The organism is Clostridium aestuarii (assembly GCF_026735135.1).
Lineage (GTDB): Bacteria > Bacillota > Clostridia > Clostridiales > Clostridiaceae > Clostridium_H > Clostridium_H aestuarii.
The window spans coordinates 176,952-193,352 of sequence record NZ_JAPQER010000001.1 but is presented as its reverse complement, the minus strand read 5'-3'; the positions used below and the strand labels follow the sequence as shown (position 1 = coordinate 193,352).

The window sequence follows — 16,401 nt, the reverse complement described above, 5'->3', positions numbered from 1 at the left end:
AGTCTGTTTTTATTTAGAAGGAATTGTAAAAATAATGAAGAATATTAATAATATTGAGTAAAATGTTTAAAAATGGATTATGATGCAAGAAAGAGGTATAATTTATGGAAAAACACATTTCTTGTTTTAATATGGGTGTATTAAGTAAAAAAATAAAAGGATTAAATAAAAATATATTAATTAATATATTTTTATTTATAGCTATGATTTTAATGATTTCTCGTATAGCTTTAGGAAATTTTCAGTTATTTATGCTTATAATTAGATTATTAAGTACAGCTATACCATTTGTTATATTTATTACTGCAATTAGTACTTATAAGATTGCTAAAAATGAGTATTTTATGTTTATTGGAATTGCTTTTGGATTTATATCAGTCATTGGATTGCTTAATATTATTTCATATAGAAAAAATGTTTTTTTTATTGGTGGTCCGATTTCGAATATAAATATGCAATTGATGATTATGTATGAATATATGTATTGTATATCTTGTTTAATAGCAAATAGATTTTTATACAAGAAAATTAATATAATTAAGGTGATATTTGTTTATTTAATAGTATCTATATTGATGATTTTAGCTATATACAAGTTTGAAATTTTTCCTATAGTTTATATAAAAAATTATGGTGTTACCTCAGCTTTTAGAAAAATTAGATATGGGAGTTTGGCATTTCTTGTTGTTAATATATTTATACTTGATAGAAATAAAAAACATTTTGATGATAAAATTATCAAAAATATGAAGCTTTCTTTTATAAGTAGTGTAATAGCTAGAATAATATCTATTGTATATAGAGCTATATACAATGAGTTAAGTATAACAATTAATTGTATTATTCATATAATTTGTATTTTATCAATTTATCTTATTTATAGAGCAGTAATAAGAACATTAATAAAAAAGCCTAATGAGATTTTGAGAGATAAGTCTAATGAATTAAATGATAAGCTTAAAAATAAAAATGATGAATTAAAGGCAATAAATCAATTTTTAATGAAAGAAATAGAGGAAAGAAATCAAATTGAAAATGAACTAAGAAAAAGCAAAGAAAGATACAAATTGCTTTTAGAGCTTTCTCCGAATGGAATCTGTGTTCATGATAATGGAAAATGTATATATATTAATAAGGTAGGAAGAAGAATTTTCAACATATATTCTGATAATAGCATAATAGGTAACAGTTTATTGGAATTTGTACATCCAGATTATAAAGAGATAGCAATAGAAAGAATCAAAAATGAACAAGAAGGGAAAAAAGTGCCAATTATTGAAGAAAAAATTATAAGAATGAATGGTGAGATTGCATATGTAGAGGCCGCGGGTGCTCCATACATGGAAAATGGAAGATGTCTTACTATGTGTGTTATTAGAGATATTACAGAAAGAAAAAGAGCTCAAAAGAATGAAGAACTTTTAAGAGAAGCAAAGCAGTATGATAAAATAAAAAACGAATTTTTTGCTAACATTTCTCATGAATTAAGAACTCCTTTAAATGTAATTTTAGGTTCACTAAAATTGATTAAATATCATACTGAAAATAAACCTATGGTTTGTGTAAACAATATAAATAAGTATATTGTTTATATGAATCAAAATTGTTATAGATTGTTAAGGCTAGTTAATAATCTAATAGATGTTACCAAAATGGATGCTAATTTTTTTGAAGTTGATTTACATAATGGCGATATTGTCAAGATTGTTGAAGATATAACTCTATCAGTAGTACCATATGCCAAGAATAAATATATAGATTTGATTTTTGATACTGAAATGGAAGAACAAACTATAGCGTGTGATCCTTATAAAATTGAAAGAGTTATGTTGAATTTGCTGTCAAATGCTATAAAGTTTACACAAAATAATGGAGAAATAAAAGTTAATATTTATGATGAAGAGGAAAAAATTATTATATCTGTAAAAGATAATGGACAAGGTATACCCAAAGATAAGCAAAAAATTATATTTAAAAGATTTATGCAGGTTGATAAATCCTTTACTAGAAATTATGAAGGAAGCGGAATAGGGCTATCTTTGGTAGAAGGAATTGTAAAAATGCATGAGGGCAATATAAGTGTTAAAAGTAAAGAAGGAGAAGGCAGTGAGTTTATTGTTGAGCTTCCTAAAAAAATGTGTTCAGAAAAAGAAAAGATAGAGCCTAAAACTATAGAGCAAAATGATAAAATAGAAAGAATAAATATTGAATTTTCGGATGTATATTCATAGAAAAAGAAAAGGTGCTATTTTGGCACCTTTTTATTACATTACTCTATTAGGGAACACAACATCCAGCACTCCAATAACTAATGCTGCTAAAAATGCACCTATTACAGAGACTCTCATGTTGGGAACTATAAATTGCGTTATATATAATATTAAAGCTGCAATTACAAATCCTTTTAAGCCTTTTCCAAAAGGGGATGCATCAATCTTCATAATCTTTTCTACTAAGTAATCTAGTGCGGTTATTACAATTGCGGCCATCAGTATTGGCCATAATCCTATAATACTAAAACCAGGTGTTAAAAATGATGTTACGGTTAATATAATAGAAACCAATACAAATCTTATTATATATTGAGATGCACCAGATCTATAGCGTTTTTCATTCTTTTCATCCATAATTTAAACACTCCTTTAAATATTAACTTAAGGAAGTTGAATAATTCAAAACTTAGATAGTTCTATGCAAGTTTCATTATTTATTACTTCGAAAATAGTTCTTTTAAAACGTTGTTCACAACAAAACTTGCATGTTGCCTTTAAAATTTTTAATTATACAAATTCCTTACTTATATATATCTTTTACATAAATTAAAAAAATATTTTAGATAACAAAAATAAAAAATGTTGTGGGCGAAATTAAAGGAAAGCATATATTGATAGAAGTTCATTCTATGCAATATATGCTTTCCTTTATTATTTTCTGAAATTGCATAATTCCAAAATTATGTAGCTGAATACAAATTTTTTAATTATTCAATTTTTACAATTCAAAAGTTATATAGCTACATGTAAGTTCAACTCTTATTTCTCTTTAAAGGTCAGCATAAATTTGGAATTATGAGTACTATACACATATAAAACTGTCAATTTTTTTCAAATCAATTCCAAAGTAAACCCAGAAGAAACCAGTCCATCTCCAGCCTGAAATAGAAGTTTTACCTACATAAGTAAGCCATATCCAAAATGACCTTCCATTTTTGAGCCATAAATATACATACCTATATTTACAATTTTTGATTGCACCAGGATCAACAGCTTTAAGTTTAGGTGAGTCTTTGTCAGGAATAGTAGATGGTGGAGGTCCTGTAGGAGGTTTAGAAGTTTGCCTCATCATATATGGCATAGGCATTGGATAAAATCGGAACATAGGCATAAATCTATAATAAGGGTTCATATATGGAATAGGAAAATACTGAATGTCATCATAGTCCTCTAGATAATCATAATCTTCAAAATAATCATAGAAATACATGCATTTATACACTCCTTTTTCAAATTACACTTATATTATATGGTTATAATTAGAAAAAGGTTAAAGCATATATTATGCAGATAAAAAATAACATTATGTGATTTCCTTAAATTTCATATTGACAATTATGAAAAGATCTAATAATATTTAATTGTAAATGATAATCTATATCAAATAAATAATATTAATGATTGCTATGAATTATCAATTAACGGTCTATGTTTTATATGCGTAATCTTTTAAATAATAGACTAATTTAATCAAAAAAGTTTCCAAAGGAGGAAAACAAATGATAAAGAAAAAATTAGGATTAATTTCAGCAGCATTAACTTTAGTAATTTCAGCAGGTGTACTAGCTGGGTGCTCAGGTAGTCAAAAAACAGATAAGAAGAACATTTCAAAAGACCAAGAAAAGATAGTAAATGTTTATACAGATAGGCATTATGATTCAGATGAAGAACTTTATAAAATGTTCACAGAAAAAACAGGTATTAAAGTAAATGTTGTAAAGGGCAAATCAGACGAATTAATTGAGCGATTAAAAAGAGAAGGAAAAGATACACAAGCTGATGTTTTAATAACAGCAGATGTTGGAAGGTTATATAGAGCTAAGGAAAGTGAACTGTTACAGTCAGTTGAAAGCGATGAACTTACAAAAAATATTCCAGAAAAATATAGAGACGAAGATAATCAATGGTTTGGATTAACTAAAAGAGCTAGAGTTATGGTTTACTCAGAAGATAGAGTTAATTCAAAAGATCTATCTACATACGAAGACTTAACAAATGCAAAATGGAAAGGAAAGATTTTAGTTAGATCATCAACGAATATATATAATCAATCATTATTAGCTTCATTTATAGAAATAAATGGTGAAGAAAAAGCTAAAGAATGGGCAAAAGAAATTGTGGGAAATATGGCTAGAGAGCCTCAAGGAAATGATAGAGACCAAGCAAAAGCAGTAGTTGCTGGTATTGGCGATATAGCTATTATGAATACTTATTATGTAGGAAAGCTTTTAAATTCAGCAGATTCAGAAGAAGTTAAAGTAGGAAAAAGTGTAAAAGTGTTCTTCCCAAATCAACAAACAACAGGAACACATGTAAATATTAGTGGTGCAGGATTAACTAAAGATGCTAAGAATAAAGAGAATGCGGTTAAATTTATAGAATTTTTGTCAGGTGTAGAAGCACAAAAACAATATGCAGAGGCTAATTATGAATATCCAGTAAACCCAGAAGTTGAACCATCAGAACTTCTTAAATCATGGGGAAGTTTTAAAGAACAAGATATAAGATTATCTAAGCTTGGTGAAAACAATAAGAGAGCAGTTCAAATTTTAAACGAAGTAAATTGGAAATAAAATATTGAAAAGCAGCTGACACAGCTGCTTTTTCTGAATTTATTGTAAAAGGATGTGACTATAGTGATTAAACTAAAGAAGAATAAGCTGAACAGTTGGAATGTTTTAAGCTTTATGATAGTTATGATGATTATTTTACCTAATATACAAATGTTTGTTAATGTATTTAAAGAACCTAATGAAAATTGGTACCATATTAAGCAATATCTTTTAAAAGGATATGTAATTAATTCATTAAAAATAGTTATTATAACAGGAAGTTTAACAGTACTGATAGGTACAATTTTATCGTGGATAATATCTGTTTATGATTTCCCATTGAGGAAATTCTTCAAGTGGGCGCTTATTTTACCCTTAGCAATTCCACCATATATTGCTGCTTATACATACAATGGAATGTTAAGCTATACTGGAATAATTCAAATTACTCTAAGAAATCTGAATATAAAAGTGAACCCTAAGTTCTTCGATATTATGTCTATAGAAGGAGCTATTTTCATATTTACTATATTTTTATTTCCTTATGTTTATATGATAACTAGAGCTTTTTTAGAAAAGCAGTCTGCATCATTAATAGAAAATGGTAGGGTATTAGGTAGAAGTTCTTTAGAAATATTTTGGTATGTAGTTCTGCCTATATTAAGAGGGTCAATTGTTGGTGGAGTAAGTATAGTGATTTTAGAGATATTAAATGATTATGGAGTTGTAAATTATTTTGGAGTTCAAACCTTTAGTACAGCTATTTTTAAAACCTGGTTTGGTATGGGAGATATAGATTCTGCATCGAGATTAGCATCTATACTTATAATAGTAATTTTAACATTGTTAGTTCTAGAAAAGTTTTTAAGAGGAAGAAGGAAATACAGTTTTACTACTACTAAAATAAGACCTATATCAAGAACAAAACTAAAGGGAATTAAGGCTTTTATAGCTTCTTTATTCTGTTTTATTATTTTTACATTAGGCTTTTTAATACCAACTATTCAGTTGTTTAGCTGGAGCTTATTGACTTATAAAAAAATATTACGTGTGGAGTTTATTCAATTCATGTTTAGCTCTCTATCAGTTGCATTGATTACAGCAGTTTTAATAGTTATTTTTGCTTTAATTATAGCAAATTATTGTAGACTTAATGATAATGCTGTATCAAAGATTTATTCAAGAATAACAGTTTTAGGATATTCAATTCCTGGTGCGGTTATTGCTATTGGGGTTATTGTTGCTTTTGTTGCATTAGATAGAAAACTACAATGGTTATACAAGGTTATTGGGGTTAATTCTTCAAGTTTAGTACTTAGTACTAGTATAGTCATGTTAATTTTTGCATATATAATTAGATTTTTAGCGGTAGGATATAATTCAGTAGAAGCGGGATTCGAAAAAATAGGAACAAAGTTTTCAGAAGCATCAAGAACTTTGGGGTTTGGTATAACGAAAACATTCTTTAAGGTTGATTTGCCAATGATAAAAGGTACAGTACTAAGTGGCTTTTTTTTAGTATTTATAGAAGTTTTAAAGGAATTACCACTAACCTTAATTTTAAGACCATTTAACTTTAATACACTAGCTACTAAGGCTTATGAATATGCTAATGATGAAATGATTCATGAGGCAGCTGTTGCGTCAATAGTAATTATTTTGATAAGTTTTTTAGCTATATATTTCTTCTATAAAATAGGGGATAAGGAGGAAAAATAATGTACATTGAGATAAAAAATTTAAATTTTAAATATAAAAATAGTGAAGAAAATGTAATAAAGAATTTTAGTTTAAATATAAAGCAAGGTGAGATTGTTTGTATATTAGGTGAAAGTGGATGTGGTAAAAGCACAATATTAAGATTAGTTTCTGGATTGGAAGAGGCTTTAAGTGGCACTATTAAGATAGACGGTAAAGTTATGGTTGATGATAGTACTTTTATTTATCCTGAAAAACGAGGAATTGGAATGGTGTTTCAGGACTATGCATTATTTCCACACATGACTGTTGAGGAGAATATTAAATTTGGGCTTAAAAAAATTTTACGTAGTGAAAAGAAAAAAAGATTAGAAGAAGTATTAAAGCTTGTTAATTTGCAGGGATATGAAAAAAGATATCCTTATGAATTAAGTGGAGGGCAGCAGCAAAGAGTAGCTTTAGCTAGAGCTATTGCGCCACAACCCGCTCTAATACTTTTAGATGAACCGTTTAGTAATCTTGATGCTCATCTACAGAAAAAAATAAGAAATGAGCTTAAGCAAATAATAAAGCAGACGGGTATAACTTCAATTTTTGTTACTCATGATGAAGAAGATGCAAAAGCTATTGCAGATCAAGTTATAGTTTTAACTAAAGGTAAAATTACCTAAATCTTTAAGTCACCAAACTCCATATTTATTGTTCTTTACTTTGTGTTTTTAGCAGATATACGATTAATAACAAACTCGTAACTACTAACCATATTAAAGAGAACACAACAAAAGTTTCATTTAGCATTTTTGATACGGCTAAAAAAATTAGTGGGAGAATAGGAACTAAACATAGAAAAAATTCTTTCTTTGACATAGAAGATTACTCCTTATATTAAAGTTTTATATCTATTATTGGTATCTAAGAAAATTTTATGCAAAAATAACTCATATGCGGATTTGAATCCGCATATGAGTTATTTTTTATATATATAAATATTATAGATTTTGTTCATACTGTTGAACCATTTTTTTTACCATTTCTCCACCAACAGAGCCATTTTGCTTAGAAGTTAATTCTCCATTATAACCCTGTTTTAAAGGTACTCCTATTTCATTAGCAACTTCCATTTTCATTCTATTAAGTCCTTCGCGAGCTTCTGGAACTAATTTTTTATATGACATATATTTTTCCTCCTTTGTTAAGTGAGTTTTATTTGTGTTTATATTCATAGCTTGCACAAATATAGAGGAAATATGTTAGTGACCTAATGGAAAGCTTGGCAATAAAAAGGACAAGAGTTAAATACATGATATAAGAATATTGCAAAGCAATATTCTTATAGTGTGATTAATCATTTAGTACACAATTGTATCCATTGCTTGCGCCACGGCTGCCTTGGCCACCAGCACTTCCATCTCTTAAACCGTTTCCAGTTCCTCTTCCTTTTCCACCGCCATTTCTAGAGCCAGTTCCATCTTTTAAACCTTGACCGTTGCCTCTCGGCGCTCCAAGTCTACCTTGGCCTGGAACAGCATTTGCTGAATTGTTTTTTATATTTTCTTTATAAGTTTCACCTTCTTCTTTAGTTATAGTTCCTTGCTCAACGGCATTATCTATTGCTTTTTCTTTTGATTCTATTAATTTAGCTTTAAAATCATCATGAGATATGCCTTTTTCTTCTAATAAATCATATATAGTTTTATTTTCAGCTCTTGCTTGATCTATTGCAGCATCATCAATGTTAAGAATATCTTTAGCTATAGAAACAACGTAATCATATCCTCTTTTACCTGTTATTCTTCTTAAACCAATTCCTTTTGTTGTAGTTGAATTAGTAGTTGTAGTTGAAGTTGGTGTGTTATCAGTAGGTATTACATTTTGAGCGAATGCAGTAGCACCTAATCCTAAAGTTAAAACTAATGTTAATGTAGCTAAAATTTTTCTTTTTTTCATAATTAATTCCTCCCATTTGTTTATATTTTGTGTTTATTAAGTTTTTTTATTTATCTTATGTATTTATAATACTAATAAAATTTGATTAAAATATGGTACAATTGTGATTAAATTGTGAAAATTATAAGCTTTTGTAGCATAATTATGATAGTTTCAATAATATTAATAATATAAAGAGAACCCAATAAGCAGTGACAGTAGTAATAACTGCATTGACTTTATATTGGATTCTCTTTTAGCTGATATTATATATTATTTTAGTAATTAATAAGTTTGTATTTCTTTTCTTTCATTTTTCTTATTTCCTATTTTTTTTCGTCTTTCTAATAATTCTTTTTCAATATCATCTATAGGAATATTACTATTTGCAAGCAAAACTAGCATATGGTATATCAAGTCACAGGTTTCATTTACTAGTTCATTTTTGTCATCATTTTTAGAAGCTACAATTACTTCTGTACATTCTTCGCCTACTTTTTTTAATATTTTATCTGTTCCTTTTTCAAATAAATAATTAGTATAGGAACCTTCTATTTTTTGTTCTTTTCTTTCTTTAATAATTGTATATAAATCTTTTATAACGTCCATAATTAAACTCCTTTATATTTTAGTATAAAAGCATGATCTATTACCAGTATGACAAGCAGCACCAGTTTGAATTACTTTTATAAGTAGAGTATCATTATCACAGTCTATATATATTTCTTTTACATCTTGAAAATGTCCTGATGTTGCACCTTTATGCCAATATTCTTTTCTACTTCTGCTGTAAAACCAAGTTTGGTTACTTTCTAAAGTTCTTTTTAAAGCTTCTTTATCCATATAAGCAAGCATAAGAACTTCATTGTTTTCATAATCTTGTATTATAGTTGGAACTAATCCTTTGGAAAAATCAACTTTGTTTAAAATATCCATAATATCTACAACCTTACACTTATATTTTTATTATTTAAGTATTTCTTTACATCTGAAACTGTATTTTGGTTATAATGAAATATTGATGCTGCAAGTGCCGCATCTACATTTGTTTTATTAAAAACATCATAAAAATCTTCTACTTTTCCACATCCGCCAGAAGCTATTACTGGAATATTAACTGCATTACAAATAGCATTGCAAAGATTTGAATTGTATCCATCTTTAGTACCATCAGAATCCATACTTGTAAGTAATATTTCTCCAGCTCCTAAGGATTCTACTTTTTTTGCCCACTGAACAGCATCGATATTAGTATCAATTCTACCACCATGTACAAAAACATTGTAACCACTTTTATCATCACGAAGTTTAGCATCAATAGCTATAACTATACATTGACTTCCAAATTTATCTGAAGCTTCCTTTATAAGATCAGGATTTTTAATAGCAGAGGAATTAATAGATATTTTATCAGCACCTGCTCGTAAAATGTTTTTAATGTCTTCTAAGCTATTTATACCACCACCAACTGTAAGTGGTATAAAAATTTTTTCAGCGGTACGTCTAACAACATCTATCATAGTTTTTCGACCTTCATGAGTTGCAGTTATATCTAAAAAAACTATTTCATCGGCACCTTGTTTATTATATACTTCTGCTACTTGTACAGGATCACCTACATCTTTTAAATTAACGAAATTAACTCCTTTAACAACTCGACCCATTTTAACATCAAGACAGGGGATTATTCTTTTAGTTAGCAAAATAAAACCTCCTATAATTTTAAAGCTTCCTCTAAATTAATATTTCCTGAATATATTGCTTTACCAGTTATAGCTCCATATAAGTTCATTTCTTTAAGTTTAATAATATCATTTATATCTTTTATACCACCTGAAGCTATTATGTTACATTTTACGTTTTTATTTAATTCTGTTAACTGCTCATAGTTAGGACCTTTTAAAGTTCCATCTTTGCTAATATCAGTAAAGATAATAGTTCCGACTCCGATATTTTCCATTTCTTTTGCGAAGTCTATGTAATTCACTTCACTTAAATTAACCCATCCATTTATAGCAACTAGTTCATTTTTGGCATCAATAGAGATTGCAATCTTTTCTTTATGTTTTTTTAATGCATCAAGCACTAAATCCTTATTATTAAGAGCAGCAGTACCAAGTATAACTCTTGATACACCTTTTTTAATAAGAGAATTTATTGTTTCTATGTCTCTTATTCCGCCGCCTAGTTCAATAGGGATGTTAATGGAATTTATGATATTTTCAATGATATCAATGTTTTCGATAACTCCTTTTTGTGCTCCATCTAAATCTACTATATGCAAATATTCTGCACCTGCTGCTTCAAATTTTTTTGCTACTTCTACGGGATCTTCAGCCATTACTTCTGTTGTATCAAAATCACCTTTATAAAGTCTAACACATTTCCTGTTTTTAATATCTATTGCTGGAAATATAATCATTTTATCATCTCCCCAAAGTTTTTAAGCATATTTATTCCCACATCTCCACTTTTTTCAGGATGAAATTGCATACCAAATATATTTCCATTGCTAACTACAGCGGGAACATTTAAGTCGTATTTACAATATGCATCTAAATATTTTTCTTCACATACTGCATGATATGAATGAACAAAGTATACATAAGAATTTTCTTTTATATTACTTAACAACATATTTTCTTTTTTTATTATTAAATTATTCCAACCCATATGTGGAATTTTTAAATCAACTTCAAATTTTTTTATATGACCTTTTATAAGACCTAATCCTTTTGTTTCTTTGATTTCACTGCTGCTTTCAAATAATAATTGCATTCCTAAACAAATACCTAATAAAGGTTTATTCATAGATACAGCTTTATAAATAATATCATCTATATTATTTCTTTTAATACAATCCATAGCATCAGGAAATGCCCCTACTCCTGGAAGTATTATTCCATCAGAGTTTAGTATTTCTTTTTCTTCACTTGTAATTATGGTTTCTATATTTAACAATTTAAAAGCATTTTCAACACTTTTTAAATTTCCCATGCCATAATCTATTATTGCTATCATAAATTCACTCCTTACAAACTGCCTTTGCTTGATAACACACCTTTTATATTATTATCTATAGTGGTTGCTTCATTTAAGGCTCTAGCAAATGCCTTAAAGATTGCTTCTATCATATGATGATTATTGGTTCCATGAAGTATTTTAATATGCAGTGTTATACCTGCATTAAAGGCTAACGCTCTAAAAAATTCCTCTGTCATCTCAGTATCATAATCTCCTAGTTTTGGAGTGGTGAAATTTGCATCAAAGACTAAGAAAGGTCTATTGCTTATATCAAGACTTACTAAAGCTAAAGTTTCATCCATAGGCAAATAACTTGTGCCATATCTTTTAATACCATTTTTATCACCTAAAGCATTCTTTATACATTGTCCTAATACTATACCTACATCTTCAATAGTATGATGTGAATCTACATGGATATCTCCAATTGTATTTAAGGTTAAGTCAAAGAAACCATGTTTAGCAAAAAGAGTTAACATGTGATCAAAAAAACCAATTCCAGTATTAATAGTGCTTTCACCGTGTCCATCTATATTTAGACTAGCTTTTATAGAAGTTTCAAATGTATCTCTATTTAATTCAAAGTTTCTCATTATTTCACCTACTCAATACATTTAATAATGATATATTTTCTTCTCTACTGCCTACATTTATTCTTAAATAGTTTTTTAATCTTCCTTTTCCAAAATATCTAACTTTAATACCGTTAGTTTCTAATAAGTTATTTATATATGATGCATTATCGCATTCTATTAAGAAAAAATTTGAGTAAGATTTATAAATTTTAATATCATTTATTTTTTTAAGACCACTGTATAAAAATTCTTTTTCTTTTAAAATAATATTTATGTTTTCTTGTATTATATCTTTATTTTCTAATACTACTGTGGCTAAATTTTGTGTAATTGAATTCACATTAAAAGGTGGTTTGGCTTTATATATTTGTTTGTATAATTCATTATTTGTAAGCAAAAAACCAAGTCTTATAGCTGCAAGACCTACTGCTTTTGATAGGGTTCGTAATATAATTAAATTATCATAATTATTGATTTCATTAACTATACTTTCACCATAAAATTCAACATATGCTTCATCAACAACAACTATGCAGTTTGAATTGTTAATTATTTTTAATAAGTCATCTTGCTTGGTTATGTTTCCAGTAGGATTATTTGGAGTTGATAAGAATAATATTTTAACATTGTTTTTATTGATCTCATTAATGAGAGTATCAACGTTAATATTAAAATTATCATCAAGTGGAAATTTGATAATATTACCTTTTGCTAATTTAGTATATACTCCATACATACTAAAATCTGGATCTAGCATCATTACTTTGTCGTTATTATTTAAAAAGGTGTTAGCAATGATTTGAATAAGTTCATCTGAACCATTACCTGCAATAATACTAACATCTTTTATACCTAAGTAATCTAAATATAAATTACATACTTTGCTAGCATCAGCATCAGGATATCTATTAAAATCAGTCTTAAGTAATGCTGTACACATTTTTTGTAATATTTCATTATTATATTTTAAAAAACTTTCATTTGCATCCAATCTTATGTCGTATTTTTTTTTCTCAACTAAATATGGTGTGAAATCTTTTAAATCATCTCTTATGTATTTCATAAATCGAACCTCACTTTTATAGAATTTGCATGAGCCGTTAGTCCCTCTGTATCAGCAAGTTTTATTATTGGTTCTTTTACCTTATTTAGAGCATTTTTTGAATAATATAAATAGCTTGATTTTTTTATAAAATCATCTACAGATAGAGGAGAGAAGAATTTAGCAGTACCACTAGTAGGCAATACGTGGTTTGGTCCCGCAAAGTAATCGCCTAAAGGTTCAGGTGAATAGTATCCTAAGAAAATTGAACCAGCATTTTTAATTTCATTAAGATATATAAAAGGTTCATTAATCATAAGTTCTAAATGTTCAGGTGCAATTATATTTGCAATTTTTATTGCTTCGTCTATATTTTCCACAACAATAATAGCACCAAAATTATTTAATGATTTTTCAATTATTTCTTTTCTGCTTAAGTATTGTACTTGGTTTTTTAATTCGCTTTTCACTTTTTTAGCTAAATCCATTGATGTGGTAACTAATATAGAAGAAGCTAATATATCATGCTCAGCTTGTGACATCAAGTCAGCAGCTATATATTTTTCATTACCATTTTTATCACTGATAATAAGTATTTCACTAGGACCTGCGATCATATCAATATCTACATTTCCAAAAACCATCTTTTTAGCAGTTGCGACGTAAATATTTCCAGGACCTACTATTTTATCAACTTTTGGTATACTTTCAGTACCATATGCTAAAGCAGCAACGGCTTGTGCACCACCCACCTTGTATATTTCATCAACACCTGCAATATCTGCTGCTACTAATATATTAGCATTTATACTTCCATCTTCTAGTGGAGGAGTAACCATAACTAGTTTATCTACCTTAGCTACACTAGCAGGAATAGCATTCATAAGCACAGATGATGGATAAGCTGCTGTACCTCCAGGTACATATATTCCAACGGTTTCAAGACCTCTAATGACTTGACCCATAACTATTTCATTTTTAGTGGTAATATAAGAATTTTGAACTTGTTTTTTATGATATGATTTAATATTTTCTTTAGCCAATTTTAGTGCATTTACAAATTCATCATCAACTTTAGTATAAGCATTTTTAATTTCTTCCTTAGACACTTTTAGATTTGTTATATTTTGACTATCAAATTTTTTAGTGTAATTTAGTACTGCATTATCTCCATTTACTTTAATATCCTTTAATATTTTTTCAACGACAATGCTAACATCACTTTGAACTGTGTTAGCTCTATTTTTTATTATTTGAATATATTCATTAATATTATCTTGGATTATATTAATCATTGCTACCTCCTTCTACATATTTCTCGATTTTTTGAATTATATCTACTATCTCGTTTTTCCGCATTTTCATACTTGCTCTGTTTACAATCATTCTTGCACTAATATCACATACATTTTCAAATATAACTAATCCATTTTCTCTTAATGTATTACCAGTTTCTACTATATCTATTATTGCATCAGCTAAACCTAATATAGGAGCTAGCTCTACAGAACCTTCTATTTTAATTATTTCAACATCAAAACCTTTAGATCTGAAAAAATTAGCTGCTACATTTGGATATTTTGTAGCTATTTTTTTTCTGTTATATCCTTCGTTAATATTAAAAGAGGGGAGTGATGCTAATGAAAATTTACATTTTCCTATTTTTAAATCAGCTACTTCATAAAATTCCTTATTTTGTTCTAACAAAGTATCTTTCCCTACTATGCCAATATCAACTGTACCGTGTTCAACATATGTTAAAACATCAGCAGCTTTAACAAGGACAAACTCTATATTTGAATTATTACTTTTAAATATTAATTTTCTACCTTTATTTTTTAATTGGCTGCAATCTATTCCTATATTTTCAAAAATTTTAATAGCGCTTTTCTCAATTCTTCCTTTGGTTAAGGCTATCCTAATATTTTTCATTAAATTCACTCCAATTAAAAGCTTTATTTGTATTATTAGGTATATCAAATATTATTTTATGTTTAGTTGTAAGGCTAATCAGTTTATCAATATTGTTATCATAACAATATTTTATTGCATCATTTTCATTATTTATAAGGGCCATTTCAACTCTAATTTTTTTCTTGAGTTTATTGTATATTTCATATGCTTTTTTGATTAAATTAGTTTGATAATAAATGATATATTGGGGCTTTAGCTCTTCTTGGGGTTCATTTTTATTTTTTAATGTTTTTAAAATGTTATCAATATTTAATGCAAATCCAGTAGCATAATTCCCATTTCCAAATTCTTCTAGTGAATTATCATACCTTCCGCCACTTAATATTTCTTCTCCCAGTTCATTAACGTATCCTCTAAATATAAATCCAGTATAATAATTTATATGTTGTATCATTCCTAAGTCGATAGAAATAAATTCACTATATCCCATATTATCTATTAAGGAGTATACTTCTCTTATATTATTTAGTGCACATAAGGCGTTTTTGTCATTAATTAGTTTTTCAGCTTCATTTATCGTGCTAATATTTCCAAACAATTCAGGCAATTTTTTAAGTATTTCTATAGAGTTTTCATCTATAATATTTTTTCTCTCATTAATGAAATTTCTTACACTAGCAAAATTTTTATTTTCAACTAATTTTCTGAGTTTTTCTGTTTCTATTTCATCCATACCTATATCTTCAATAATTGATTTATAAAAATTTATATTACCTATTTCAATTTTGAAATTATTTATTCCCACATTTATTAATGATTCAATAGCAGTAATTATAAGTTCCGCATCTGCTTTTACATCGCTAGCTCCAATTATTTCAACTCCAGATTGGGTGATTTCATTCATCTTACCATGCAAACTCTCATTCATTCTAAAAACATTTTCGCTATAGCATAATTTAATTGGGAAATTACTTATTTTGCTACTACAAATTCTAGCTATAGGCATGGTCATATCTGGTCTAAGTACAAGTATTCTGCCTTTGTTATCAAAAAACTTATACATTTTTTCTTGAGGTATAGGTTGGTTTTTAAAATCAAATACGTCATAATATTCTAATGTAGGTGAGATAACTTCTTTATATCCTCTTTCGATAAAAGTATTTCTGATAAGATGCTGAATATTTTTTTTAGAACTACATTCATTGAATAGAATATCTTTTGTACCATCTGGTATATAATTTTTATAGCTATTCATATATACCTCCTATAAATTTTATTGTTTTATCACGCTAATGATTTAGCGAACTAAAGTGATTTATATAATAATACATTCTTTATAATAATTTGTCAAGAAAAAACTTATAAAATTGCTACACATTATAAGAAAAGTGCGTTGC

Annotated in this window: 18 protein-coding genes; 4 read left to right on the top strand and 14 right to left on the bottom strand. The window is 27.6% G+C overall.

Annotated features, from left to right (window positions below; translation table 11 throughout):
* Nucleotides 1-104: 104 nt before the first annotated feature.
* Nucleotides 105-2,231: a sensor histidine kinase gene (locus tag OW763_RS00815; RefSeq protein ID WP_268039164.1), complete on the top strand. Its 2,127-nt coding sequence runs from the start codon at nt 105-107 to the stop codon at nt 2,229-2,231.
* A 33-nt stretch (nt 2,232-2,264) separates the two neighbouring features.
* Here OW763_RS00815 and OW763_RS00810 read toward each other — a convergent pair whose 3' ends face one another.
* Together OW763_RS00810 and OW763_RS00805 are read right to left on the bottom strand one after the other, a co-directional pair.
* On the bottom strand, nt 2,265-2,627 hold the full coding sequence (locus OW763_RS00810; protein WP_268039163.1) for a phage holin family protein: 363 nt from the start codon (nt 2,625-2,627) through the stop codon (nt 2,265-2,267).
* A 448-nt stretch (nt 2,628-3,075) separates the two neighbouring features.
* Nucleotides 3,076-3,384 (bottom strand): hypothetical protein, encoded by a 309-nt coding sequence (locus tag OW763_RS00805; protein WP_418921786.1) that lies wholly within the window; start codon nt 3,382-3,384, stop codon nt 3,076-3,078.
* Nucleotides 3,385-3,772: 388 nt separating this feature from the next.
* Between OW763_RS00805 and OW763_RS00800 the strand changes: the two genes are divergently transcribed.
* The 3 genes from OW763_RS00800 (at nt 3,773) to OW763_RS00790 (ending at nt 7,194) form a co-directional block, all read left to right on the top strand.
* Complete coding sequence (locus OW763_RS00800; RefSeq protein WP_268039161.1) at nt 3,773-4,846, top strand: Fe(3+) ABC transporter substrate-binding protein; 1,074 nt, start codon at nt 3,773-3,775, stop codon at nt 4,844-4,846.
* 114 nt (nt 4,847-4,960) lie between these two features.
* Nucleotides 4,961-6,544, top strand: coding sequence for an ABC transporter permease (locus OW763_RS00795; RefSeq protein WP_268039799.1), 1,584 nt, complete (start codon nt 4,961-4,963; stop codon nt 6,542-6,544).
* Nucleotides 6,544-7,194, top strand: coding sequence for an ABC transporter ATP-binding protein (locus tag OW763_RS00790; RefSeq protein ID WP_268039160.1), 651 nt, complete (start codon nt 6,544-6,546; stop codon nt 7,192-7,194). Before OW763_RS00795 ends, OW763_RS00790 begins: the two co-directional genes overlap by 1 nt.
* 318 nt (nt 7,195-7,512) lie before the next feature.
* Here the strand turns inward: OW763_RS00790 and OW763_RS00785 are convergent, their stop codons facing one another.
* The 12 genes from OW763_RS00785 to OW763_RS00730 all read right to left on the bottom strand — a co-directional run bounded on the left by OW763_RS00785 (nt 7,513) and on the right by OW763_RS00730 (nt 16,259).
* Nucleotides 7,513-7,698, bottom strand: coding sequence for an alpha/beta-type small acid-soluble spore protein (locus tag OW763_RS00785; RefSeq protein ID WP_268039159.1), 186 nt, complete (start codon nt 7,696-7,698; stop codon nt 7,513-7,515).
* A gap of 166 nt (nt 7,699-7,864) precedes the next feature.
* On the bottom strand, nt 7,865-8,470 hold the full coding sequence (locus OW763_RS00780) for a hypothetical protein (RefSeq protein WP_268039158.1): 606 nt from the start codon (nt 8,468-8,470) through the stop codon (nt 7,865-7,867).
* 264 nt (nt 8,471-8,734) lie between these two features.
* Complete coding sequence (gene hisE / locus OW763_RS00775) at nt 8,735-9,058, bottom strand: phosphoribosyl-ATP diphosphatase (RefSeq protein ID WP_268039157.1); 324 nt, start codon at nt 9,056-9,058, stop codon at nt 8,735-8,737.
* 12 nt (nt 9,059-9,070) lie between these two features.
* The gene (gene hisI / locus OW763_RS00770; RefSeq protein ID WP_268039156.1) at nt 9,071-9,385 is read right to left on the bottom strand and encodes a phosphoribosyl-AMP cyclohydrolase; all 315 of its coding nucleotides are present in this window, start codon (nt 9,383-9,385) and stop codon (nt 9,071-9,073) included.
* 5 nt (nt 9,386-9,390) lie between these two features.
* Nucleotides 9,391-10,152 (bottom strand): imidazole glycerol phosphate synthase subunit HisF, encoded by a 762-nt coding sequence (gene hisF / locus OW763_RS00765; RefSeq protein ID WP_268039155.1) that lies wholly within the window; start codon nt 10,150-10,152, stop codon nt 9,391-9,393.
* A gap of 11 nt (nt 10,153-10,163) precedes the next feature.
* Nucleotides 10,164-10,871: a 1-(5-phosphoribosyl)-5-[(5-phosphoribosylamino)methylideneamino]imidazole-4-carboxamide isomerase gene (hisA, locus tag OW763_RS00760; RefSeq protein WP_268039154.1), complete on the bottom strand. Its 708-nt coding sequence runs from the start codon at nt 10,869-10,871 to the stop codon at nt 10,164-10,166.
* On the bottom strand, nt 10,868-11,470 hold the full coding sequence (gene hisH / locus OW763_RS00755; protein ID WP_268039153.1) for an imidazole glycerol phosphate synthase subunit HisH: 603 nt from the start codon (nt 11,468-11,470) through the stop codon (nt 10,868-10,870). The genes hisA and hisH overlap by 4 nt, the downstream gene beginning before the upstream one ends.
* An 11-nt stretch (nt 11,471-11,481) precedes the next feature.
* On the bottom strand, nt 11,482-12,066 hold the full coding sequence (gene hisB, locus OW763_RS00750) for an imidazoleglycerol-phosphate dehydratase HisB (protein ID WP_268039152.1): 585 nt from the start codon (nt 12,064-12,066) through the stop codon (nt 11,482-11,484).
* Nucleotides 12,067-12,070: 4 nt separating this feature from the next.
* A complete protein-coding gene (gene hisC / locus OW763_RS00745) occupies nt 12,071-13,111 on the bottom strand; it encodes a histidinol-phosphate transaminase (RefSeq protein WP_268039151.1) in 1,041 nt (346 codons plus the stop codon).
* Nucleotides 13,108-14,385, bottom strand: a complete 1,278-nt coding sequence (gene hisD, locus OW763_RS00740) for a histidinol dehydrogenase (RefSeq protein ID WP_268039150.1) — start codon at nt 14,383-14,385, stop codon at nt 13,108-13,110. Before hisD ends, hisC begins: the two co-directional genes overlap by 4 nt.
* Nucleotides 14,378-15,022, bottom strand: coding sequence for an ATP phosphoribosyltransferase (gene hisG, locus OW763_RS00735; protein ID WP_272507219.1), 645 nt, complete (start codon nt 15,020-15,022; stop codon nt 14,378-14,380). The genes hisD and hisG overlap by 8 nt, the downstream gene beginning before the upstream one ends.
* Nucleotides 15,009-16,259 carry an ATP phosphoribosyltransferase regulatory subunit gene (locus OW763_RS00730; protein WP_268039148.1) on the bottom strand — a complete coding sequence of 417 codons (1,251 nt, stop codon included), beginning with the start codon at nt 16,257-16,259 and terminating at the stop codon, nt 15,009-15,011. Before OW763_RS00730 ends, hisG begins: the two co-directional genes overlap by 14 nt.
* Nucleotides 16,260-16,401: the final 142 nt, after the last annotated feature.

What these genes read in the sequence shown, in the direction of transcription:
- OW763_RS00780 (WP_268039158.1), bottom strand. Translation starts at nt 8,470, where the DNA reads ATGAAAAAAAGAAAAATTTTAGCTACATTAACATTAGTTTTAACTTTA.
- hisC (WP_268039151.1), bottom strand. Translation starts at nt 13,111, where the DNA reads ATGAAATACATAAGAGATGATTTAAAAGATTTCACACCATATTTAGTT.
- OW763_RS00805 (WP_418921786.1), bottom strand. Translation starts at nt 3,384, where the DNA reads ATGCCTATGTTCCGATTTTATCCAATGCCTATGCCATATATGATGAGG.
- OW763_RS00810 (WP_268039163.1), bottom strand. Translation starts at nt 2,627, where the DNA reads ATGGATGAAAAGAATGAAAAACGCTATAGATCTGGTGCATCTCAATAT.
- hisG (WP_272507219.1), bottom strand. Translation starts at nt 15,022, where the DNA reads ATGAAAAATATTAGGATAGCCTTAACCAAAGGAAGAATTGAGAAAAGC.
- hisE (WP_268039157.1), bottom strand. Translation starts at nt 9,058, where the DNA reads ATGGACGTTATAAAAGATTTATATACAATTATTAAAGAAAGAAAAGAA.
- OW763_RS00785 (WP_268039159.1), bottom strand. Translation starts at nt 7,698, where the DNA reads ATGTCATATAAAAAATTAGTTCCAGAAGCTCGCGAAGGACTTAATAGA.
- hisA (WP_268039154.1), bottom strand. Translation starts at nt 10,871, where the DNA reads ATGATTATATTTCCAGCAATAGATATTAAAAACAGGAAATGTGTTAGA.
- hisD (WP_268039150.1), bottom strand. Translation starts at nt 14,385, where the DNA reads ATGATTAATATAATCCAAGATAATATTAATGAATATATTCAAATAATA.
- OW763_RS00790 (WP_268039160.1), top strand. Translation starts at nt 6,544, where the DNA reads ATGTACATTGAGATAAAAAATTTAAATTTTAAATATAAAAATAGTGAA.
- OW763_RS00730 (WP_268039148.1), bottom strand. Translation starts at nt 16,259, where the DNA reads ATGAATAGCTATAAAAATTATATACCAGATGGTACAAAAGATATTCTA.
- hisB (WP_268039152.1), bottom strand. Translation starts at nt 12,066, where the DNA reads ATGAGAAACTTTGAATTAAATAGAGATACATTTGAAACTTCTATAAAA.
- OW763_RS00795 (WP_268039799.1), top strand. Translation starts at nt 4,961, where the DNA reads ATGATAGTTATGATGATTATTTTACCTAATATACAAATGTTTGTTAAT.
- hisI (WP_268039156.1), bottom strand. Translation starts at nt 9,385, where the DNA reads ATGGATATTTTAAACAAAGTTGATTTTTCCAAAGGATTAGTTCCAACT.
- OW763_RS00815 (WP_268039164.1), top strand. Translation starts at nt 105, where the DNA reads ATGGAAAAACACATTTCTTGTTTTAATATGGGTGTATTAAGTAAAAAA.
- hisH (WP_268039153.1), bottom strand. Translation starts at nt 11,470, where the DNA reads ATGATAGCAATAATAGATTATGGCATGGGAAATTTAAAAAGTGTTGAA.
- OW763_RS00800 (WP_268039161.1), top strand. Translation starts at nt 3,773, where the DNA reads ATGATAAAGAAAAAATTAGGATTAATTTCAGCAGCATTAACTTTAGTA.